Consider the following 22,921-nt stretch of genomic DNA (forward strand, 5'->3'; position numbering starts at 1 on the left):
AGAGCAGTTTAAACACAATTTTTCTAATAATTAATTATCAGGAATCCTTTTATATTTGCGGGCATATTTTAATAGTATGCAAAACAATCATATTCAAAACTTAACAGGCTTATTATTAGCAACATTTTTTATCAGTACTTCAGGTGTTTTAGGTAAATATATTGCCATGCCTTCTGAAGTAATTGTTTGGTTTCGATCGGCTTTTGCTATGGTGTTTTTATACGTGTTTTGCCGTTATAAGAAAATAACAGTTACTATTAAATCAAGGAGGCACATACTACCGTTTATTATTAGCGGGATTTTTATGGCGATTCATTGGATTACTTATTTCTATGCTTTAAAAAAATCGAGTGTTGCTATTGGAATGTTATCATTATACACATTTCCAGTTATGATTGCTTTTTTAGAGCCTTTATTTTTAAAGGTTAAGTTCAATCCTATATATATTGTTTTAGGAATTATGGTGTTGTTAGGAATTTATATTCTAGCGCCCGATTTTAATTTAGAAAGTTCCAATGTACAAGGAGTTTTGTTTGGACTTTTATCTGCGCTATGTTATTCTATTAGAATCTTAATATTAAAGCAATATGTTACTCAATATGATGGAGTATTACTCATGTTTTTTCAAACCTTAATAATTACTGTTTGTTTGGTACCTGTTCTGTTTTTTATGGATGTATCAGGATTCGAAAGTCAATTTCCATTTTTATTATTATTAGCCTTATTAACTACTGCTATTGGACATAGTTTAATGGTACATTCGTTACAGTTTTTCTCAGTATCTACAGCAAGTATCATTAGTAGTGTACAACCTATTTTTGGAATTATTTTAGCTTTTTTATTTTTAAATGAAATCCCCACGTGGAACACTTATTTGGGAGGAAGTTTAATTTTAGCCACTGTAATTATAGAAAGTATTAGAAGTAAAAAGTAACTGTTTTAACATCAATTTAATAACAGGCCATTTTATTTTTTAGTTACTTTATAAAAACTTTAAAATGAAAAAACTAGCTGCTGTATTATCTATTTTCACCATTGTTGCATGTGGAACAAAGGAAACAAAATTAGAGGGAAAATTACTCATAGAAAAAAGTAATCAGTTCCATGATAAGAATGAAAAATGGTCTAATGCCGTATTAAAAATTCATATTCAAGAACCAAGAGTAGGTAATTATAAGAGATATTCTGTAGTAAGCCTTGATAACAAGAATAATACTTTTGAACTTCAAAGAAATAGAGATCATCATATTTCTACACACAAAGTAACTCATAAAGGAAACTTAACCTTGTTAAATGATTCAATAGTTACAGATTCTATACTTATTAAAAAATACAGGCTAGAACCTAATAGAAATGGTAGATATCATAGATTTTATAAAGTCCTTTTAGGTTTACCTATGTCGTTAAAAAATGAAACATTTGTAATCGGAAAAGCAGAAAAAGCAACTTTTAATAATAAAGAAAGTTATATAGTTCCTATAGAATTAAAAGAGCCTTTATTTTCTAAAAATTGGAATCTTTATTTCTCTTTAAAAGATTATAAAATGATAGGTTTAGAAATGATTTTTCCTAATGAACCTACTAAAGGAGAACGTTTAATTTTTGAAGGAACCTTCCAAATCGATGATATGATTTTAACAAGAATTAGGCATTGGAGAGAGCTGAATAATGAATATGCGGGTTCAGATATTATTGTAGATTCTATAAATTAGATTACTCTCATATTTTCATAATTACGTTTTACAAATTCTAAAGCAGTATCTAGTATTTCACCCATATTGTTGCTCTTTTTAAAATGAACATCTTTAGTAAAATCAAAAATTTGTTGTTTTAATAAACTAATGTTTTTTTCGGTTGATATTACATCGTTTTTCATGCAATAAACGAGTTGGTCTACTCTACTTTCAGAACTTAAAATACGTTTAGCAACAATAGAACGTTCTTCAATTTTGTATTGGTTAATAGAAGTTTCTTGAAGCTTCTGCCCTACTAAGGTTACCATTGAAAAGTTTTCTTTGAAAAATTGAGGATAATACACTTTGAATTTTCCTTCAAAACATTGTTGATCAAAATCTATTGCACGAATTTTATACACTACATGATCAAAATCGTGAGTAGGCACAATAACGTAGTTATATGAACGCATATCGCCCAATAAACGAATCATACAACGTTCGTTAAATTTCACAAACTCTTTAGCTATCTGAGCTTTTTCAGATTCGGTACATTTTGGTAAAAAATCTTTAATAAAAACATCACCTGGAATTCCAGCAATATGTTCTTCAATTAGCGTGTCTTTATACACTAAAAAGTTGAGGTTGTATGGCGATAAAATATGTTCTAATTCAAGTCCATAAATACGAGAAGCATCAGTTTTTTTTACATAAAAATACGTATAGTTATCGTTTAAAATATTACGAACTTTTACACGGAATGGTTTAGAGTTACCAAAAGTACAGTAGTCTATAGCATCAATATTTAAAAAAGGAATGGTTTCTTCGTTACCATTTGAATGTAAAATAGTGTATACTTTTTTAAGACTTAAATCAATTTCTTCACGATCAAATTCAGAATAATAGGTGCGTACCCAAAGTGTGTCAACATCATTGTTATCATACACAACTACCGATCCTTGAAACCGTAACAAATCATCATAAAAAATAGGGATTTTAATATTTCTACTGTGCTCGGTTAAATAAGTATGAAGCTCTTCAGTTACTGGAAAAGCAGGCTTTTTTTGAGACATTAATTTTTCTTCTGATGACATTTCTAAACTATTTTAATCAAAAATAATCAAGTTTAACTTACTTCAAACATTTTACCTGGTAAAGGTTTTACAATATCTTTTAATTCCATTTGTAATAATATAGAAGATAGCTGATATATTGGAATTTCGCATTTTATAGCAATAGTATCCATAAGCTGTTTACCGTGTTGCTGTAAGTAATTATAAATCTTTTTTTCAGTATCATTTAAACTTACAAATAATTGTTTTTGTATAACCTGTACTTTTTTAGTTTGTTGAACATCCCAATTCAGCATTTTTACAATATCCTCAGCTGAGGTTAATAAATGTGCCTGATTGTTTTTTATTAAGTTGTTACAACCTTTGCTATAGGTGTCTGTGTATTTTCCAGGTAAAGCAAAAACATCTCTGTTATAAGAATTAGCAATATCAGCAGTAACTAGTGAACCTCCTTTTTCAGCAGATTCTACAATAATTGTGGCTTTAGAAAGTCCAGCAACAATACGATTACGCTTTAAAAAGTTTTCTCGTTGAGGTTTTTCCTGATGCCAAAACTCGGTAATAAAACCACCATTTTTATGTAATTGAGAAATATATTTTTTATGAGTTTTTGGATAAATATCTTCTAAACCATGTGCTAAAACAGCTATGGTTTGTAAGTTGTTTTTTATGGCTGCTTTATGGGCATATATATCAACACCATAGGCAAAACCACTAACTATTATAGGGTTATAAGTTTTTAAATCTTCAATCAATTGATTGCAAAAATCACGTCCATACGAAGTACATTTCCTTGTCCCTACAATTGAAATAACTTTTGAATTATCTAGATTGATATTTCCATCTTTAAAAATAAGAATAGGTGCATCTATAGAATGCTTTAAATTATGAGGGTAATCTTTCTCTAAAAAATAAGAATATTGAATGTTTTTTTGTTGAATATATTTTAACTCCTCCTCTGCTCTTTTTAAGTTTTTCGTATCCAATAAATGCGTTGTAATATTTGGACCAATTCCATTAATTTTATGAAGTGAATTTTTATGTTCTTTAAATACATTTTCTACACCTCCAGTAGTACTAATTAGCTTTTTTGCTAAAACACTACCAATGTTTTTTGTAGCCTGTAGCCTAAGAATGGCCACTAATTTTTCTTCTTTCATATAGCAATATTTTGATTATCAATATACAAAAAAACTGTTGATAAATTTTAGAAGGAACCTTGACAAGAAACGCTAAAAAAGCTATCTTTGTTTTTATGACATTAGCCAACTATATAAACGATTTATTATACAGATACGATTGCGTAATTGTTCCTAACTTTGGTGGATTTGTAACCAACAAAATAGGTGCTAAAGTGAATAACTTTACCCATACTTTTTCACCACCGAAGAAACAAATTACATTTAATTCGTATTTGCAACACAATGATGGTTTATTGGCTAATTACATAGCTTCTAACAAAAACATTTCTTTCGAGAAAGCAAATGCATTTATTGCTAGTGAAGTAGCAAAGTGGAAAAAGGAGTTAGAATCTAAAACTATTACTGTTGCTTCAGTAGGTGCTTTATCTTTAAACGAAGCAAAGCAAGTAGTTTTTGAACCTAATACTTCTAGTAACTTTTTAGCAGAATCTTTTGGTTTAGCTGAGGTAGAAAGCCCTGCTATAAAAAGATTTAAAGAAGAAGTTAAAACATTACCAGCTACTGCTGAGGAAAAAGAAAGAAGAATGCCTATTTTATTAAAGCGTGCTGCTGTAGCTGCCGCTGTTGTAGGTATTGCTTATGTTGGTTGGAATGGAGTTCAAAACCAACAGCAAAAAGAAGTTTTAGCAAACCAAGAGAAATCTTTACAAAAGAAAATACAATCTGCAACTTTTGTAATTGATAATCCGTTACCAACAATCAATTTAAATGTAGCAAAGGCAGAAGATAATAGCTTTCATATTATTGCTGGTGCTTTTCAAGAAGTTGAAAATGCTGAAAACAAGCTACAAGAGTTAAAAGACTTAGGTTATGATGCTAGTATCATTGGTGAAAATGCCTATGGTCTAACTCAAGTTGCTTTTGCTAGTTATAGCAACAAATCAGATGCAAGAAAAGCATTAGAATTGATTAAAGAAAAGGTAAGCGAAGACGCTTGGTTATTGGCTAAATAATCACATTTAAAATTACTCGTTTTTTTGGCTTTATGTATATCTTTGCATCAAAATTTAATTGATGAGAGTTAAAACGCCAAAAGAGTCATTAACTGTACTTACCGATCTTGTTTTACCAGGTGAAACAAATTATTTAGATAACCTTTTTGGAGGTGAATTATTAGCACGTATGGATAGAGCTTGTAGTATCTCAGCTCGTCGCCATTCAAGAAGAATTGTGGTTACTGCATCCGTAAATCATGTCGCGTTTACTAAATCAGTTCCTGTAGGAAGTGTTGTAACAGTAGAAGCAAAGGTTTCAAGAGCTTTTAAATCATCAATGGAGGTTTATGTAGATGTTTGGATAGAAGATCGTCAATCGGGTGAAAAAACAAAGGTAAATGAAGGAATTTACACATTTGTTGCTGTTGACGAAACTGGAAAACCAGTACCTATTGCACAAATTAAACCAGAAACTGAATTGGAAAAGCAACGTTACGACGGAGCTTTACGTAGAAAGCAGCTTAGCTTAGTTTTAGCGAATAAATTAGCGCCTAAAGATGCAACTGAGTTAAAAGCATTGTTTTCTGAATAAAACGAGCTTAAACCTCTTCTAAATCGCCGTTTTCGGATAAGAAAATGGCGATTGTTTTAGTTTTCTCAAACTGTGAGAATATAATAATCATAATTACAGTAATTGGCACACTTAAAATCATACCTGTAATTCCCCAAATTTTTCCCCACACAGCTAACGATAATATTGTTACAAGCGGACTTAAATTTAACGACTTACCAAATAGCTTAGGTTCAATTACATTTCCTACTATTACTTGTACGGTACCTACAGCAATTAATACGATTATAAAAGGAGTAAATTCACCAAACTGTATTAAACTGAAAATTGCTGGGAAGACTGTAGCTATTAAAGAACCAATAGTTGGAATATAATTTAATAAAAAGATTAAAAAAGCCCAGAAAGGAGCGCTATCCACACCTACTACTAGTAAAACAATATAGCTTAGAACTCCAGTAAGTAAACTTACGTATGTTTTTAAACGAAGGTAATTTGAAATTGAAAACTCAATTTTAGATAACATAGATTGCATACTGTCATAACTTGTTTGTTTACCCTGAAACATCTTTACTAGTTTCTTTTTAAAGCTAGTTTCTTCTAAGAAAATAAACAACGCATAGATTACAATCATAAAAGTATCGCCTAATAAACCACTTATTCCATTGGCGATATTTCCTAGTACAGAACCATAATTAAAATCTCCTAAAACAGAAGTAATTGATTTAATTATATCAATATGAAAATAAGTATCTAATTTTTTAATAATAGCCTCAACATTAGGTTCGTATTTTGAATAGGAAGTAGTTAAGTCAGAAATACTATTTGTTATAATGCCTGAAATAAATCCAAAGCTTAAAATTATTAAAGTGAAAACGATAAGGTTACTTAGCCAAAAAGGAATAAACTTTTTAGCAAAAGGTATCTTATAAATAGTTTTTCGTATTTCACGAGTTAAAAACCAAAAGATTAAAGCAAAAATGAATGGAATTAGAATTCCTTTTCCAATTACTAATGTTGCAATTAATGCTATGGTTATAATAATAAAGTTAGCTGAGTTTTTCATGTGTTTTTATTTACTACGTATCCAAAGAGCTGGATTTAAACGAACAATATTTTTATATAAAATGAACACTAATTTTGTTTTACCAGAGATTTTGTCTGTAAAAACTTTACCTAATTTATCTCCAGTTTTTATAGAGTTACCTTTCTTAACATATACTTTTTCTAAGTTATTGTAGGCAGAAATATAATTACCGTGCTGTACTAAGACAGATTTTTTACCTCCTAATTGTGTTTGGATAGCTAATACTTTTCCATTAAAAATACTTTGAGCGTCAGTGTTTGCTTTTGTTGTAATATGTAAACCAGGACTACTAACATTAATTCCAGGAAAAGTTGGATGTGGTTGCACACCGAATTTTCTTGTTATAATTCCATGTACAGGCCAAGGCAAACGCCCTTTATTTTGTTCAAAATTTGCTAATAATTTCTTTTCAGCAGCATTTAAAACAAAACTAGCAGATGATGACTTTTTCTTATTATTTTTTTTATTCTTATTGGCACGGGCAATAGCATTTCTAATTAACCTATCGATACGTGCAGTAATGCGTTTTTCTTCTTTTAATTTCTTTTGTAAATCTCTCTTATACTTCTTCTCCTGTCTCTTGATTTTAGAAATTAACTTTTCCTGACTCTTTTTATCAGATTCTATTTTATCCTTCTGATCTTTTTCATCAGTAATTAATAACTCTTTAGATTTTTTTCGTTCAATTAAAGAATCATTTAGCTTTTGTATGTCTTTGGTTTTAACAATAATCTCCTCTCCTTGTTTTTTTCTATAGTCGCTATATTGTTGCATATATTTTATACGCTTATAGGCTTGATAGAAACTTTCAGAAGAAAGTAAAAACATAGTTTTACTTTGTTGCGATTTGCTTTTATGAGTTTTAACTACCATATCAGCATATTCTTTCTTTAGGTTTTTTAGCTGATTATTGTAGTCTTTAAGCTGTTTTTCGTTGTTATCTATTTCTTTAGATAGTAGTTTGGCTTCTAATTCAATTGTTTCAATTAAACGTTCTCTAGCGTTTATTTTTTGACTTAAATCTTTTAAATCATCTAAAGCATTACTTTTTTTCTTTACTGTTTTAATTAGTAAAGTGTTTACTTGTTTTATTTCATTTTTTAGTTTCTTACGTTTGTTTTCAAGAGCTTTTCTACTTTGTCCAAATGAAGAGAAACTAGCCAAAAAAAGGCATAGAAAAGAAAGGGTAAATAGCGTGTGCTTCTTCATTATAGTTTAATTTCTTTATACCCGCTAGGAATTTTAAAATCAGTGTTTAATTTTTTATTAAACTCTACAGAACGAGTTGTAAGGTTGATATTAGTAAACTTATCTTTTGTTTTGGCGTTTATGATAATTTTTTGTGGAAATAAAACATTCATTTTGTTTGAATATTTTGGATAAGAAATATCTAAACGTTGATTTTTAGCTTGGTTTACAATTGATTGTTTATCTAGCTTGTAATGATTCGGATTTACATGAAAGAAAATGTTAAATAATTCAGCTTGTTTTTTAGGTGAAAGTTGATAAGATTGATCTTTTATAACTACTTCTTGGCGTTGAGATTTTACATTCAAAATAGATTGTCCTAATAACATATTTTGTAATTGCTCAAAATTAATATCAGTTCCTAACATTTTTTTAAGCATTGCAAAATCGCCATCAAAATAGTTTTTGTAATAAGAAGAATAAAATTGGACTTTGGTTGGTGTTATTTTAGCTTTAAAAATATTAATAATCTTAGTTCCTTTTAACCAAATAACTTGATCTTTTATGATTTTCATACGTACAGAAAACCCTATTTTATCTTTAGTATCTCTATAATTTACTTTTAAGCGGGCGTCAATGGTCTTCTCATCGAAGTTAGAAGACATATGTTTTTTTGCTACTTTACGAGCAGACATTTTTTTTACTACTGTAGAATTGATTGCCTTTTTGCTCGATTTACATGAAGCAAAACCAATGAATAATATAAATAAGAGAGTATAATATTTCATAAATTAGTAATAGAGAAGTAAATTATTTTAGAACTTTTGCTGCTTTATTTTTATAAGTTTTTACTTTTTCTGGATTGTTTAATCCTTCATAAGCACGAGCAATTTCTAAATAAAATTTAGCTTCAATTTCATTATTGTCAATTACAAAATCGACGCCATTTTGTAAGCTTTGTATTGCTTTTTTAAATTGACTTTTATTATTTAACGCTTTTCCATTCATAAAATAAACAAAAGGTTGCGCAGGAAATAATGCTAAACCTTGTTCGCTGTATTTTAATAAATCATCATCATTGTTTGATGACAGTTTATTTAATAAAAGTTTTAAATTATTGAATGATTTTTCCTTTTCAAAATTAGCTCTTAAATCAGTGCTAACAATTGTGTTTTCTTCTTTTTTTATGTTTTCCTTGCTAGGTCTTGTTTCTTCTAGTTTTTCTTGAATTACTCTTAATCTAGCATTTAATAATTTACTTTTCTCTAATTCAGATAAAACTTTTTTTGCTGAAGTTACATCTCTGTTTTGTAAATGTAAAAAAACTAAGAATCGTTTCTTTTTAGGGTACTTACTAGCAATTTTTTCTTGAACTTCAATGGCTTCATCAAAGGCTGCAATTTTCCTTAAAATATGAACTTGATGTTCTAAAAGCCATATATTTTCATTGTCAATTTCTACGGCAGCTTTTATGTATTCTAAGGCTTCGTTATTTCTGCCTAGTTTTACATAATTTTTAGAGAGTTCAAATAATACAGATTTATTATTTGGGTCTAACTCATTACATTTTTCTAGGTTTTCAATTGCTTTTTGATAATTGAAAATTGCTTTGTTAGACAGTGCTTTAAAGAAGTTTTCTTGGAACTCTATATTATCATTTTCACTAACATCTTCTGAAGATGGAATGCTGTCTTGTGCTTTTAAGGAGAGAAAATAAAACAAAAAGAAAAATAGAGACAAAAAGAAGTTCCTTCTTGCCTCTTTAATTTTTCTTCTATTTTTTTTATGTAAGTTCTGTATAATCACCTATACTTACTGATGTATAATTAGCATTGTATTTTGCATGATTACCAATCATGGCGTTATCTAATTTTGCATTAGATATTTGAACATTTGTTTGTATTAATGAATTTACAATAGTAGAGTTTTCAACTACACTATTTTCACCAATAGAAACATAAGGTCCTATTTTTGTGTTTTTTAATGTTACGTTATTTCCAACATAACATGGTTGAATAATTTCAGAGTTTTCTAATACAACGTCATTAGCTACTAAATTGTTGCCATTGTTTTGTTCAAAACCTAAAACTTGCTTGTTTGTATCTACTGTTGGGTCTTTCTTACCACAATCCATCCAAGCGTCAACAGTACCAGGAATAAACTTTGCTCCTTGTTGTTTTAAAGATTCTAAAACATTAGTTAATTGATATTCACCATTTTCTCTAATGTCATTATCTAACAAATACTTTATTTCATTACGAACTTTCGCTCCATCTTTAAAGTAATAAATACCAATAATGGCTAAGTCAGAAACAAAATCTTTTGGTTTTTCTACGAAATCTGTAATAAAACCATCTTTAAGTTTTACAACACCAAAAGCACTAGGGTCTTCTACTCTTTTTACCCAAATAGCACCATCAGCATTTGAATCTAATTTAAAATCGGCTTTAAATAAAGTATCAGCAAAAGCAACTACACAAGGGCCGTCTAAAGACTCTTGAGCACAGTAAATTGCATGAGCAGTTCCTAAAGCTTCTTCTTGAACATATACAGAACCTTTTGCTCCAAGATCCTCAGCGATACTTTTAAGCTTATCTGCAGTGTTTGCAGGGAACCCTTTGGCAGCAGGACCAATTATAAAAGCTATTTCTTCTATAGGTTGGTTTACTACTGAAGTTATATCCTCAACTAAGCGTTGTACAATTGACTTACCAGCGATAACAGTTAAAGGTTTAGGAATAGTTAAAGTATGAGGTCTCAAACGAGAACCTATTCCTGCCATTGGGACTATTATTTTCATATTTCTCTTTTCTATTTTTTAACAGCGCAATATACTACTAATATAGTATTGAAAAAAGTTAAAGCCCTTTTGGGATGGCTTCTACTAAAGTTTGGGTATACGTTGTTTTTGGGTTATTATATATTTCGTCTGCATCTGCAATTTCCTCTATCCTACCTTTGTTCATTACAACTAATTGATCAGCCATGTATTTAACCACTGATAAATCGTGTGAAATGAATATGTAAGTAAAATTAAATTCAGCTTTTAATTGATTTAATAAGTTCAAAACTTGTGCTTGAACTGATACATCTAAAGCTGAAACAGATTCGTCGCAAATAATTAATTTTGGTTGTAAAGCTATGGTACGTGCAATTCCTATACGTTGCCTTTGTCCTCCAGAAAATTCATGTGGATATCTATAAAAATGTTCTTTATCGAGTCCCACTTTTTCTAATAAATCCAGTACATAATCTTTTCTTTCTTTTGAAGAATTAAGAATGTTATGAACTTTCATTGGTTCAAGAATTGCATTACCAATAGTAATTCTTGGGTTTAAGGAAGAGAAAGGATCTTGAAATATTATTTGAATATCTTTTCTCAGTTTTTTAAACTCTGATTTAGAAAGCTTTGTAATGTCTTTCCCTTTATAAATAATTTCTCCTGAACTAGCTGTTTCTAGTTGTAAAATTGTTCTACTTAATGTAGTTTTTCCACAACCACTTTCGCCAACTAAACCTAAGGTTTCTCCTTCATAAATTTTAAAAGAAACATCATTTACTGCTTTTACTATGTTTGGTTTTGACAACCAAGAAGCATTGGAAATGAAATTTTTGTGTAAGTTTTTGATTTCTAATAGAGGAGGTTTATTGTATATTTTGTTATGGTACTCTTCTCGTTCTTTATCGGTATATAAAGTAGTATCAACAGAATTGTTTATAAAATTGCTAACTGTTGGTAGTGTTTTTAAACGATTCTTAGTGTTTGGTTTCGAGTTTATTAATGCTTTGGTATAATTCTCTTTTGGGTTTAAAAATATATCTTTTGAAGCGCCTTGTTCTATAATTATTCCTTTGTGCATTACAACTACATTATCGGCAATTTCTGAAACAAGCGCTAAATCATGAGAAATAAATAATATTCCCATTTTAAACTCTTTTTGTAGCTCTTTTAGCAGTAAAACTATTTCTTTTTGAACTGTAACATCTAAAGCTGTTGTAGGTTCATCGGCAATTAATAATTGTGGTTTACAAGCTATTGCCATGGCAATCATAACTCGCTGTTTTTGACCTCCACTTATTTGGTGTGGATAAGAGTTATAAATATCATTTGGCCTAGGTAATTTGACTTTATTAAAAAGAGAAATAACTTCTTCTTTTATTTCACTATTCGATAGTGTTGTATGTAATTGTAATATTTCTGCAACCTGATAACCACAAGTTAAGGTTGGATTTAAAGAACTCATTGGTTCTTGAAAAATCATAGCAATTTCACTTCCTCTGATTTTTTCAAGGGGTTGATTATCAAATGCTAATAAATTTTGATGGTTAAAAAGGATTTCTCCTTTAATATCTGCAAACTCAGGTAAAAGTCCTAAGATTGCAAGAGAGGTTATAGATTTTCCACTTCCACTCTCTCCTACTATTCCAAGTATTTCATTCTGCTGTAAATTAAAAGATATGTTCTTAACAACTGAAGGTGATTTTTTAAAAGCTATTTCTAAGTTTTTAATTTGGAGCATTCGTGTGAAATTTTAATAAAAATACAATTAATCTTATTGAAAAGTTAATGACAGATGTATTTTTTTTAAAAGTTTTAAAAATGCTTTAAACCTAGTGTAGTGCTGGGTTTATAAAAAAATGAAAAGACTTAAAAATATTAAAAATTTTTGTTTTTTGCAAAAAAAATAGCAGAACTAATGTTTTTTTCTATATTTGTTGCCCGTTTAACAAAAATTTAAGAGTTTTTATTGCGAATATGATAATAGTTAACTTTTAAATAAAAAATAATTAATTAAAAACCCCTTCAGAAATGAAAAACAAAATTACTCTGGCATTTTTATGCTTATTTTTTATTGGAGTGACATTTGCTCAACAAAAAAGGACTTGTCACGCAGACGAGGATTTAAAAGAAAGGATGGCTCAGGATCCTACTTTAGAAAAAAGAATGCAAGAAATTGAATCTTTTACTCAGAAGAGAGTAAAAGAAATGGAGAGTTACCAAGGTAAAGTAAATGGTAGCATTATTACAATTCCTGTTGTAGTTCATGTTTTATATACAAATTCAACAAATAACATTAGTAACGCTCAAATTCAGTCTCAGTTAACTGTACTTAACAACGATTTTAGAAGAACAAATTCTGATAGAACTAACAAGTGGTCTCAAGCTGCTGATACTCAAATTGAATTTAGATTAGCTACTGTTGATCCTAACGGTAATGCAACTACTGGTATTACAAGAACTCAGGTTGCTACTTCTACTTGGATTACAGGTCAAAATAAAATGAAATATGCTTCTCAAGGTGGAGTTAATGCATGGAATACTGCTGAATATTTAAACATGTGGGTAGTTGATAACATTCAAAGACCAAATGGAGATAATATTTTAGGATATGCTCAGTTCCCAGGTGGAGCTGCTGCAACTGATGGTGTTGTAATGTCTGACCAATATTTTGGTACTACTGGAACTGCAAAAGCTCCTTTTGATGGAGGTAGAACTACAACTCATGAGGTTGGTCACTTCTTAAATTTACGTCACATTTGGGGTGACGGTGGATGTGGTATTGATGATTTCGTATCTGATACTCCTGAGTCTGATGCTCCTAACTATGGATGTAAAACTGGACACGTTTCTTGTGGTTCTGAAGATATGGTTCAAAACTATATGGATTATTCTGATGATTCTTGTATGAACTTATTTACTAGTGGACAAAAGAATAGAATGCGTGCTGTTTTATTAGCTGGTGGTTCTAGACGTTCTTTAGCTTTATCTGATAAGTTTGGAAGTGGAAACACTGGTGGTGGTTCTCAAGATCCTTGTAATGGTGGGGCTACTTTAACTGAAAATACAGGTTCTTTTAATGATGGAAGTGGAAGTCAAAACTATGGAAATGGTAAAAACTGTACTTGGTTAATTAAACCTGCTAACGGAGGAAAAGTTACTTTAAACTTTAGTAGTTTTAATACTGAAAGTGGTTATGATTTCGTAACTGTTTACGATGGTTCTAGTGCTAGTGCAACTCAATTAGGTAAGTTCTCTGGAACTTCTACTCCAAGTGCTGTAACTTCTACAGGAAATGCAATGTTTGTTAAGTTTACTTCTGATGGATCTGTAACAGCTGCTGGATGGGCTGCAAACTATACTTCTGCAACTTCTAGTGCGGATACTCAAGCACCAACTGCTCCATCAAGTTTAACTGCTTCTAACGTAGCTCAAACTACTTTAACTTTAAACTGGTCTGCTTCTTCTGATAATGTAGGAGTAACTGAATATGACGTATACCGTGGTTCTACAAAATTAGGAAGCACTGCTAATACATCTGTAAATATTACTGGATTAACTGCTGGAACTGCTTATACATTCTCTGTAAGAGCAAAAGATGCTGCTGGAAATGTATCTTCTAGTAGTAATACTGTAAGTGTTTCAACTTTATCTAACTCTGTATCTTACTGTTCTTATAAAGGAACTACTTCTTACGAGTGGATTGATTATGTATCATTCGGAGGAATGACAAATTCTACTGGTGCTAATGGTGGTTATGGTGACTTTACTTCTAAAGTAGCTACAGTTGCTAAAGGAAGTACTAGTAAAATTGTATTAAGTGTTGGATACTCAAGTACTGTTTATAAAGAGTACTGGTCAGTTTGGATTGATTTTAATAAAAATGGAACTTTTGAATCTAGCGAAAGAGTAGTAGCTGGTTCTGCTTCAACTGCATCAAATGTATCTGCTGATATTACAATTCCTGCATCTGCATTATTAGGTCAAACTAGAATGCGTGTTGCAATGAAAGATACTGCTCAACATACTACTTCTTGTGGAACTTATAACTACGGAGAGGTTGAAGATTATACTGTAAATATTACAGCAAGTACTACCAGAGATTCTGATGTAGTAAGAGCTGCAAACTTAGGAAACGATACAAGCTTAAGCTTAATGGCTTACCCTAACCCTTCATCTGATTTTGTACAAGTTGAATTAGCTTCTAAGTCTAACGATATTGCTTATAGAGTTGTAAATACAATTGGAAAAGTAGTAAAAGCTGGACGTTTAGATAACTCTCGTAGTTTAGATGTATCTAAATTAAACACTGGAATCTATATTTTAGAAGTTAATGACGGACAAAAATTATTAAAAACTAAAATTATCAAAAAATAGCTTGTTAGAAACTAATAAAGCTAAGTATGACCCGGGCTTTCGCCCGGGTTTTTTTATCAATTTAATTTATTAACAATCAAACCCTTTACAAAATGAATAACAATTTAAAGTTGTTAATGGGTGGTTTGTCTATAGCCTTAGTCACGTCTATAGGTTATAAGCATTTCTCTGATAGAAATGAGATGCTAGATGTTGAAAAACAGCGACAAACACACGCAGAGTTCTTAAAGAACAGCCCTTATCAAGAAACCTTGAAATGGGACAAAAAAAAGAGAAAAAACTATGGTTTACCTCCTAATCGATATTTCGAACAAATGTGGGGTCTTACTATTAACCCAGCTACTGGTAAATTAGAAGATGGGTCTTTAAATGAGTTAAGAAATAGATTAATAGCTGAAAGAAAAGGACAAAAGAATCCTGGTACTAGTACGAATGCTTGGGTTGAAAGAGGACCTAATAATGTTGGTGGTAGAACGAGAGCTATTATGTTTGACCCTAATGATGCTACTAACAATCGTGTTTATGCCGGTGGTGTTAGTGGTGGTTTATGGGTAAATAATAATATTAGTAACTCAAATTCTCAGTGGCAAAGAGTTCAAAATGTACCTGGAAATTTATCGGTAACTTCTATTACTGTTGACCCTAGAAACTCTAATACTTGGTATGTAGGTACAGGTGAGCAGTATACTGCTGGTGATGTAGTAGGAAATGGAGTATATAGAACTACAGATGGTGGTACTACTTGGGCGGCTGTTAATATACCAGCTGCTGGTACTGCTGTTATTAACCATAATGCGAGTAATGTTTTTCTTTCTGGTATTCACTATGTAAACGATGTTTTAGCATGGGATAATGGAAATTCTACTGAATTATTTGTAGCGGTAGGATCACATGTTTATGGTGATTCATCAAGTCCAAAAAATTGGTTGGGATTACAATCTGCTGGTTTATATCGTTCTACTGACGGTGGTGCTAACTGGAATAGAATTGAGTCTGATAATATGAAGTACACTTTTAGCGGTAATGATTATTATTATACTCCTAACGATTTAGAAGTAAGTGCCAACAATACAATTTGGATGGGTACAATTAAGTCTGTGTTAAGTGCTACTAGCGGAGGTAGAGTATTTAGTTCTACAAACGGTTCTACTTGGACAGAAGCTGCTGCTTCTCCTTTAACTGATTCGAATAGAGTTGAGTTAGAGCCTTCTGCGACTGATGCTAATAAGATATATGCACTTACTGAAGGTTTAGCTAGAGATGCTCAAAATAGGCTAATTGATCCTGTTCATATTTACAAGACTACAAATGGTTTCGCAACGATTTCTGCTACTTCTTTACCTAATGACGCTGATTTAAGTATTCCTGCTAAAGATTTTACTAGAGGTCAATCTTTTTATAACTTAGTAATTGAAGCTGATCCTACAAATGATGATATTGTTTATGTAGGTGGTATTGATTTATTTAAATCGACAAATGGAGGTACTTCTTGGTCTCAAATATCTAAGTGGTCTAACAATAACAATTTAGCTGGTTTAAATGTTTCTATCGTTCATGCAGATCAGCATGCTATTGCTTTTGGAAACAACGATTCTTCTAAAATCTTATTTGGTACTGATGGAGGTATTTACTACTCTGGAAACTCTGGAGGTTCTTTAAATGTTAGAAATAGAGGTTATAATGTTACTCAGTTTGTGAAAGCTGGTATAGGTCCTGATGGAGTTGGTGATGTTGATGGTATTTTTAGTGCTGGTGCTCAGGATAACGGTACTCAAGGTTTTAGAAATGCGGTTGCAGGGGTAAATAGTTCTACGGAAGTTTCTGGTGGTGACGGTTTTTACACTTTTATAGATAAAGATGGTCAGTATATGATTGCTACGTATACGAACAATGTTATTTATCGTTTTAACCTACCTTGGAATGGTGTAAGCAGAATTCAAGGTGGTGCTACTACGATTTTAAATGAGCGTAATACAGGTGACTTCGTAAATCCAATGGGATATGATAGTCAAGCGAATCGTTTATTATCAAATGCTTCTGCATCTTCTAAATCTATTAAAAGTATTAATGTAGCTTCTAATACTAAAGGAAATATTACAAATGCTCTTTTAGATGCAAGTCCTACTGCTTTTAGAGCTTCTCCTTTTGCTAATAATACTTGGTATGTTGGTTTATCTAATGGTAAATTATTAAAGTTAACTAACGTTACTAATAGTAGTGCTACTTGGACTAATGTTGCTACTCCTTTTGTAGGGTCGGTTTCTTCTGTTCGTTTTGGTGCTACTGATGATGATATTTTTGTTACTATTCATAATTATGGTGTAACAAATGTATGGGCTACTACTGATGGTGGTACTAACTGGGTAAATAAAGAAGGTAATTTACCAAACATTCCTGTAAGAGATATTTTACAAAACCCATTAGATAGAACTGAAGCTATTTTAGCAACTCAATTAGGAGTATGGTCTACTACAAACTTTAACGAAGCGAATCCAACTTGGACACAAGCTTATAATGGTATGAGCGATGTTAGTGTTACTTCTTTTGATTATTGGAATGTGAATGGTAATCATTCTCAAAACAAAATTATAGCGTCTACTTATGGTAGAGGAGTATTTACAGGTTCTTTTACTGCTAATGCTGTAAATGATACACAAGCTCCTACTGCTCCAAGTAATTTGGCTGCTTCTAATGTAGTATCTACTTCTTTAACTTTAAATTGGACAGGTTCAACTGATAATGTTGCTGTATCTGGTTATGATGTATACCAAGGTGCTACTAAGTTAGGAACTACTACTAATACTACTTATAATGTAACTGGTTTAACTGCTTCTACGGCTTATACTTTTTCTGTAAAAGCTAAAGATGCAGCTGGAAATGAATCTTCGGCTAGTAATGTTGTTAGTGTAACTACACCAGCTAAAACAGTTTCTTACTGTAATGCTAGCGGTAACACTTCTTATGCTACTGGAATTACTAGAGTTGTTTTTGGTTCTATTAACAATGCTGATGGGCCTGCTAAAGATAAAGGTTATGAAGACTTTACAAGTATGAGTACTACGGTTTCTCAGTCTTCTACAGAGAATCTTACAGTATCTGTAAATACCGATGGTAACTATAGAATTGATGTTATTGCATGGATTGACTGGAATCAAGATGGTGATTTTGCTGATGCTGGAGAAGCTTTTGATTTAGGTAATATTAGTAATGTACCAAATGGTGCTTTACCAACTAAAGCTATTCCTGTACCTGCTAGTGCTAAAGCTGGTGCTACTCGAATGAGAGTTGCGGCTAGATATAACACAAACCCTACTTCTTGTGGAACTAACTTTGATGGTGAAGTGGAAGATTATACAGTGAATGTTCAGGCTGCTGTGGCTGATACTACTGCACCAACTGCTCCTAGTAGTTTAGCTGCAGCTAGTGTAGCACAAACTACTTTAACTTTAAACTGGACTGCTGCTACTGATAATGTTGCTGTTACTGGTTATGATGTATATCAAGGTGCTACTAAATTAGGTTCTACTACTTCTGCAACTACCTATGATGTAACTGGTTTAACTGCTGCTACTGCTTATACTTTCTCTGTAAAAGCTAAAGATGCTGCTGGTAATGAGTCTGCTTCTAGTAATGTTGTAAATGTAACTACTTTAGCAAATGTTGTTACTTATTGTGAGTCTAAAGGTGAAAGAGTTAGTTATGAATGGATTGATTATGTTGCTTTTGGAGGTATGACGAATACTACTGCTGCTAATGGTGGTTATGGTGACTTTACTTCTAAAGTTGCTACTGTTGCTAAAGGGAGCACGAATCAAATTGTTGTAAGTGCTGGATTTGCTAGTAGTGCATATACTGAGCATTTTACTGTATGGATCGATTATGATAGAAATGGTACTTTTGAAGATAGTGAAAGAACTCTTTTAGGTTCTTCTAATACAGCTTCTAATAGAACTGCAAATATTAGTATCCCTTCTACTGCATTAGTTGGTCAAACTAGAATGCGTGTTTCTATGAAGTACAATGCTGCTTCTACTCCATGTGAAACTTTTAGAGATGGTGAAGTTGAAGATTACACAGTTAACATTACTGAAACTTCTTCTTCAGGTACTGAAATTATTGCTGAAAATCCTTTAGATCAAACAGCTACGGTTGATTTAATGACGTACCCTAACCCTGCAAAATCTTTTGTTCGTGTTAAAATTGCTTCTAAAGCTAATAACATGACTTATAAACTTGTAAATACAGCTGGGAAAGTTGTTCAATCTGGTTATTTAGATGTTTCTAATTTAGATGTTTCTAATTTGAATACTGGAATTTATATTTTAGAGGTTAATGATGGTCAAAAATCATTAAAAACTAAAATAATGAAGAAATAATTTGACTTTCAGGGACTTATATTTTTATATAAGTCCTTTTTTTTCAAAACCTCATAAACCTACATAAACACTAGGCTTATGAGGTTTTTTAATTGTTGTTTTTTGAATATAATTTTGTGTTTTTGATGTTTGATTAGGAATAATTCATTTTTTTAGTATATTTGCCAACGAAATGATAAAATATTAAGAGTAATTAATATTAAATTTCGCTATTAAATAACTAATCAAAATAACCCTTCAAATGAAACAGAAGTACTTTAAAAGTATTGTCTTGGCAGGTGCTATTTTGGGATTAAGTTTCCAAGCGCAAGCTCAAAACAAAAGAGAGGTTGAAAAAATCAAAAGTCAATATGACTTAGGAAAACTTCAAAGAATTCAAAAAACTTTAAAAGCTAAAGAAGATTCTGAAAGAAAAGAAGCTTTAAGAATCGCAAAACAAAATGGGTGGGAAACTCAAATTAACAATCCAGATGGAAGTTTTATGGAACTTCAAAGAGTTGTTAATGGAAAACCTATCTACTACACTACTTACAATGTAGATGCTGCTAAATCTACAAGAACCAATCATTTACATTCTGGAGGATCATTAGGATTAAATTTAATGGGTCAAGGAATGACTGCCTATGTATGGGATGGTGGTGGAACTCGTTTAACGCATCAAGAATTTGATGGAGCGGGTGGAAACAATCGTGTATCTATTATTGATGGATCTACTTTAAACAGTAATAGTTTCCATGCACAACACGTAACAGGAACTATTGTAGCATCTGGTGTAGTTGCCAATGCTAAAGGAATGGCTCCTCATGCCAAAGCTAAAACTGCCGATTGGACAAATGATAAGTCTGAAGCAACTGCTGAGGTATCTAATGGAATGATTTTATCAAATCACTCTTATGGTTTTGCTTTTAGAAACCAATTTGGTCAAGTTCAATTACCACAACACTATTTTGGTGGTTATATTACTGAATCTCGTGAGTGGGATCAAATTATGTTTAACGCTCCTAACTATTTAATGGTTGTGGCTGCTGGTAACGACGGTAATGATAACTCGGCTAATAACAATCCTACTGGTGGATCTGGATGGGATAAATTAACTGGGCACTCTACTTCTAAAAACAACTTAGTAGTAGCAAATGCTCAAGATGCGAATATTGATTCTAGTGGTAACTTAGTTTCTGTTTCTATAAACAGTTCTAGTAGTGAGGGACCTACTGATGATATGCGTATTAAACCAGATATTACTGGTAACGGTACTGGTGTATATTCTACGTATGATAATAGTGATACTGCTTATAACTCTATTACGGGTACTTCTATGGCTTCGCCTAATGTAACTGGATCGTTATTATTATTACAACAACACTATAAAAACTTAAACAGTGGTAACTTTATGAAAGCTGCAACTTTAAAAGGTTTAGCTTTACATACTGCTGATGATGCTGGTGCTTCTGGTCCTGATGCTGTTTTTGGATGGGGATTATTAAACACCAAGAGAGCTGCTGAAACAATTACTAAAAAAGGTAATCAAGCTAAAATTGAGGAGTTAACTTTAACTTCTGGTCAAACCTACACAATTACAGTTGATTCTGATGGTACTAGCCCTTTATTAGCTTCTATTTCATGGACTGATAGACCTGGTACTGCTAATACTACTGTAAACTCTACAACTCCTGTATTAGTAAACGATTTAGATATTAGAGTATCTAAAGGTGGAACTACTCATTTACCTTATGAGTTAACAGGTCCAACTACTTCTGCTAAGAGAGATAACAATGTTGACCCTTATGAAAGAGTTGATGTTGCTAACGCTTCTGGAACGTATACTATTACTGTTACTCACAAAGGTTCTTTAACTGGTGGTAGCCAAAACTATTCTTTAATTGTAACTGGTATTACTGGTACTCCTGTAGTATGTAATGCTACTGTACCAACTGGTGTTTCTACTGGTTCTGTAACTGCTTCTGGAGCTTCTGTTTCTTGGACTGCTGTTCCTGGTGCTACTTATGATGTACGTTACCGTCAAGTAGGTACTTCTTCTTGGACTACTAACGCTGTATCTTCTACGTCTACTACTTTAAGTGGTTTATCGGCTTCTACTCAATATGAAGTGCAAGTTCGTTCTAAGTGTTCTTCTGGAAATTCTAATTACAGTTCTTCTGTAAACTTTACAACTACTGCTGTTCAAATTAACTATTGTACTTCTAGTGGTAATACTTCGTATGCTACTGGTGTAACTAGAGTTCGTTTTGGATCTATTGATAATGCTGATGGTACTGCTAAAGATAAAGGATATGAAGACTTTACAAGTATGAGTACTACTGTATCTCAATCATCTAATGTGAATCTTACAGTTAATGTAAATACAGATGGTAACTATAGAGTTGATGCTATTGCTTGGATTGACTGGAACCGTGATGGTGACTTTGCCGATGCTGGTGAAACTATTGACTTAGGTAATATAAGTAATGTATCTAATGGTGCGTTACCAACTAAAGCTGTAGCTGTTCCTGCGAACGCTGCTGTGGGTGCTACTCGAATGAGAGTTTCTGCTCGTTACAATGCTAACCCAACTTCTTGTCAGACTAATTTTGACGGTGAGGTTGAAGATTATACGGTAAATGTTCAAGCTGGTTCTGCTGATACTACTGCACCAAGTGCTCCTAGTAGTTTAGCAGCTGCAAGTGTAACTCAAACTACTTTAACTTTAAACTGGTCTGCTTCTACTGATAATGTAGGTGTAACTGGATATAATGTATTTAGAGGTTCTACTAAGATTGGATCGACTACTTCTGCTACTACTTATAATGTAACTGGATTAACTGCTGCTACTGCTTATACGTTCTCTGTAAAAGCTAAGGATGCTGCTGGTAATGAGTCTGCTTCTAGTAATGTAGTAAATGTAACTACTTTATCGAATGCTGTTTCTTATTGTGCTTCTAAAGGTACTCGTGTTACTTATGAGTGGATTGATTATGTATCATTTGGTGGAATGACTAATTCTACTGGTGCTAACGGTGGTTATGGTGACTTTACGTCTAAAGTAGCTAATGTTGCTCAAGGTAGTACAAATCAATTAGTAGTAAGTGCTGGATTTAGCGGAAGTGCTTATAACGAATACTTTGTAATTTGGATTGACTTTAACGGTGACGGTGATTTCGCTGATAGTGGAGAGCAAGTAGCTTCTGGAAACTCAACTAGTTCTGGAAATAGAACTGCTAATGTTACCATTCCTGCAACTGCTAAAATTGGTCAAACAAGAATGCGTGTTTCTATGAAGTATAACTCTGCACCAACTGCTTGTGAGGCTAACTTAGGAGATGGTGAGGTTGAAGATTATACTGTAAACATTACTGGTGCTTCTTCTTCTAGTTTCAATGCTATTTTTGCTGACGTACCAGGAGAAACTATAAGAAATAATAATATATCTGAGTTATTAGCATATCCTAACCCTGCTATTAACAATGTACAAGTTAAATTAGCTTCTAAAGCTGATGCTGTTAGCTATAGAATTGTAAACACTATAGGTAAAGTTGTGCAAGCAGGTAAATTAACTTCACCTAACATTAATGTATCTGATTTAAATACTGGAATGTATATTTTAGAAGTTAATGATGGTCAAAAATTATTAAAGACCAAGTTGATGAAGAAATAAATGTTTTAAAT

15 protein-coding genes are annotated in these 22,921 nt (G+C 31.9%); 7 read left to right on the forward strand and 8 right to left on the reverse strand.

All coding sequences use genetic code 11. The features are described 5' to 3' along the window. Positions 1-76: 76 nt before the first annotated feature. Positions 77-934, forward strand: a complete 858-nt coding sequence (locus MHN29_RS04645; RefSeq protein WP_235274489.1) for a DMT family transporter — start codon at positions 77-79, stop codon at positions 932-934. Positions 935-998: 64 nt separating this feature from the next. Further along, a complete protein-coding gene (locus MHN29_RS04650) occupies positions 999-1,712 on the forward strand; it encodes a DUF6503 family protein (protein WP_235274488.1) in 714 nt (237 codons plus the stop codon). On the opposite strand, the gene MHN29_RS04655 is transcribed toward MHN29_RS04650, so the two are convergent. Continuing rightward, positions 1,709-2,767, reverse strand: a complete 1,059-nt coding sequence (locus tag MHN29_RS04655; RefSeq protein WP_235274487.1) for a hypothetical protein — start codon at positions 2,765-2,767, stop codon at positions 1,709-1,711. The genes MHN29_RS04650 and MHN29_RS04655 overlap by 4 nt on opposite strands. A 32-nt stretch (positions 2,768-2,799) precedes the next feature. Continuing rightward, on the reverse strand, positions 2,800-3,906 hold the full coding sequence (gene dprA / locus MHN29_RS04660) for a DNA-processing protein DprA (protein ID WP_235274486.1): 1,107 nt from the start codon (positions 3,904-3,906) through the stop codon (positions 2,800-2,802). A 95-nt stretch (positions 3,907-4,001) separates the two neighbouring features. Between dprA and MHN29_RS04665 the strand changes: the two genes are divergently transcribed. Both MHN29_RS04665 and MHN29_RS04670 read left to right on the forward strand, forming a co-directional pair. After that, a complete protein-coding gene (locus tag MHN29_RS04665; RefSeq protein ID WP_235274485.1) occupies positions 4,002-4,901 on the forward strand; it encodes an SPOR domain-containing protein in 900 nt (299 codons plus the stop codon). 61 nt (positions 4,902-4,962) lie between these two features. Then, on the forward strand, positions 4,963-5,475 hold the full coding sequence (locus MHN29_RS04670) for an acyl-CoA thioesterase (protein WP_235274484.1): 513 nt from the start codon (positions 4,963-4,965) through the stop codon (positions 5,473-5,475). A 7-nt stretch (positions 5,476-5,482) separates the two neighbouring features. Here MHN29_RS04670 and MHN29_RS04675 read toward each other — a convergent pair whose 3' ends face one another. From MHN29_RS04675 to MHN29_RS04700, 6 genes are read right to left on the reverse strand one after another with little or no spacing between them, the layout of a single operon-like run. After that, positions 5,483-6,517: an AI-2E family transporter gene (locus MHN29_RS04675; RefSeq protein WP_150898085.1), complete on the reverse strand. Its 1,035-nt coding sequence runs from the start codon at positions 6,515-6,517 to the stop codon at positions 5,483-5,485. Between the two features lie 6 nt (positions 6,518-6,523). After that, positions 6,524-7,747 (reverse strand): murein hydrolase activator EnvC, encoded by a 1,224-nt coding sequence (locus tag MHN29_RS04680; RefSeq protein ID WP_235274483.1) that lies wholly within the window; start codon positions 7,745-7,747, stop codon positions 6,524-6,526. Further along, positions 7,747-8,514: a DUF4292 domain-containing protein gene (locus tag MHN29_RS04685; protein ID WP_235274482.1), complete on the reverse strand. Its 768-nt coding sequence runs from the start codon at positions 8,512-8,514 to the stop codon at positions 7,747-7,749. The genes MHN29_RS04680 and MHN29_RS04685 overlap by 1 nt, the downstream gene beginning before the upstream one ends. 22 nt (positions 8,515-8,536) lie before the next feature. After that, the gene (locus MHN29_RS04690; protein ID WP_239176067.1) at positions 8,537-9,532 is read right to left on the reverse strand and encodes a tetratricopeptide repeat protein; all 996 of its coding nucleotides are present in this window, start codon (positions 9,530-9,532) and stop codon (positions 8,537-8,539) included. Further along, positions 9,510-10,526, reverse strand: a complete 1,017-nt coding sequence (locus tag MHN29_RS04695) for a sugar phosphate nucleotidyltransferase (RefSeq protein WP_235274480.1) — start codon at positions 10,524-10,526, stop codon at positions 9,510-9,512. The genes MHN29_RS04690 and MHN29_RS04695 overlap by 23 nt, the downstream gene beginning before the upstream one ends. A gap of 58 nt (positions 10,527-10,584) precedes the next feature. Continuing rightward, positions 10,585-12,246, reverse strand: coding sequence for an ABC transporter ATP-binding protein (locus tag MHN29_RS04700; RefSeq protein ID WP_235274479.1), 1,662 nt, complete (start codon positions 12,244-12,246; stop codon positions 10,585-10,587). Between the two features lie 290 nt (positions 12,247-12,536). On the opposite strand from MHN29_RS04700, the gene MHN29_RS04705 reads away from it, so the two are divergent. From MHN29_RS04705 to MHN29_RS04715, 3 genes are all read left to right on the forward strand, one after another. Continuing rightward, entirely contained in the window at positions 12,537-14,882 is a 2,346-nt protein-coding gene (locus tag MHN29_RS04705) for a GEVED domain-containing protein (RefSeq protein ID WP_235274478.1), read from the forward strand. Between the two features lie 92 nt (positions 14,883-14,974). Continuing rightward, on the forward strand, positions 14,975-19,258 hold the full coding sequence (locus MHN29_RS04710; protein ID WP_235274477.1) for a GEVED domain-containing protein: 4,284 nt from the start codon (positions 14,975-14,977) through the stop codon (positions 19,256-19,258). 241 nt (positions 19,259-19,499) lie between these two features. Further along, entirely contained in the window at positions 19,500-22,910 is a 3,411-nt protein-coding gene (locus MHN29_RS04715; RefSeq protein WP_235274476.1) for a GEVED domain-containing protein, read from the forward strand. The last annotated feature ends 11 nt before the right edge of the window (positions 22,911-22,921 follow it).

Origin of the sequence: Tenacibaculum sp. Cn5-46 (assembly GCF_022347705.1) — a bacterium.
GTDB lineage: Bacteria > Bacteroidota > Bacteroidia > Flavobacteriales > Flavobacteriaceae > Polaribacter > Polaribacter aiptasiae.

Coding starts and splice junctions, on each gene's coding strand:
- MHN29_RS04650 (WP_235274488.1), top strand. CDS start 999: ATGAAAAAACTAGCTGCTGTATTATCTATTTTCACCATTGTTGCATGT.
- MHN29_RS04715 (WP_235274476.1), top strand. CDS start 19,500: ATGAAACAGAAGTACTTTAAAAGTATTGTCTTGGCAGGTGCTATTTTG.
- MHN29_RS04670 (WP_235274484.1), top strand. CDS start 4,963: ATGAGAGTTAAAACGCCAAAAGAGTCATTAACTGTACTTACCGATCTT.
- dprA (WP_235274486.1), bottom strand. CDS start 3,906: ATGAAAGAAGAAAAATTAGTGGCCATTCTTAGGCTACAGGCTACAAAA.
- MHN29_RS04680 (WP_235274483.1), bottom strand. CDS start 7,747: ATGAAGAAGCACACGCTATTTACCCTTTCTTTTCTATGCCTTTTTTTG.
- MHN29_RS04700 (WP_235274479.1), bottom strand. CDS start 12,246: ATGCTCCAAATTAAAAACTTAGAAATAGCTTTTAAAAAATCACCTTCA.
- MHN29_RS04645 (WP_235274489.1), top strand. CDS start 77: ATGCAAAACAATCATATTCAAAACTTAACAGGCTTATTATTAGCAACA.
- MHN29_RS04705 (WP_235274478.1), top strand. CDS start 12,537: ATGAAAAACAAAATTACTCTGGCATTTTTATGCTTATTTTTTATTGGA.
- MHN29_RS04655 (WP_235274487.1), bottom strand. CDS start 2,767: ATGTCATCAGAAGAAAAATTAATGTCTCAAAAAAAGCCTGCTTTTCCA.
- MHN29_RS04685 (WP_235274482.1), bottom strand. CDS start 8,514: ATGAAATATTATACTCTCTTATTTATATTATTCATTGGTTTTGCTTCA.
- MHN29_RS04675 (WP_150898085.1), bottom strand. CDS start 6,517: ATGAAAAACTCAGCTAACTTTATTATTATAACCATAGCATTAATTGCA.
- MHN29_RS04695 (WP_235274480.1), bottom strand. CDS start 10,526: ATGAAAATAATAGTCCCAATGGCAGGAATAGGTTCTCGTTTGAGACCT.
- MHN29_RS04710 (WP_235274477.1), top strand. CDS start 14,975: ATGAATAACAATTTAAAGTTGTTAATGGGTGGTTTGTCTATAGCCTTA.
- MHN29_RS04665 (WP_235274485.1), top strand. CDS start 4,002: ATGACATTAGCCAACTATATAAACGATTTATTATACAGATACGATTGC.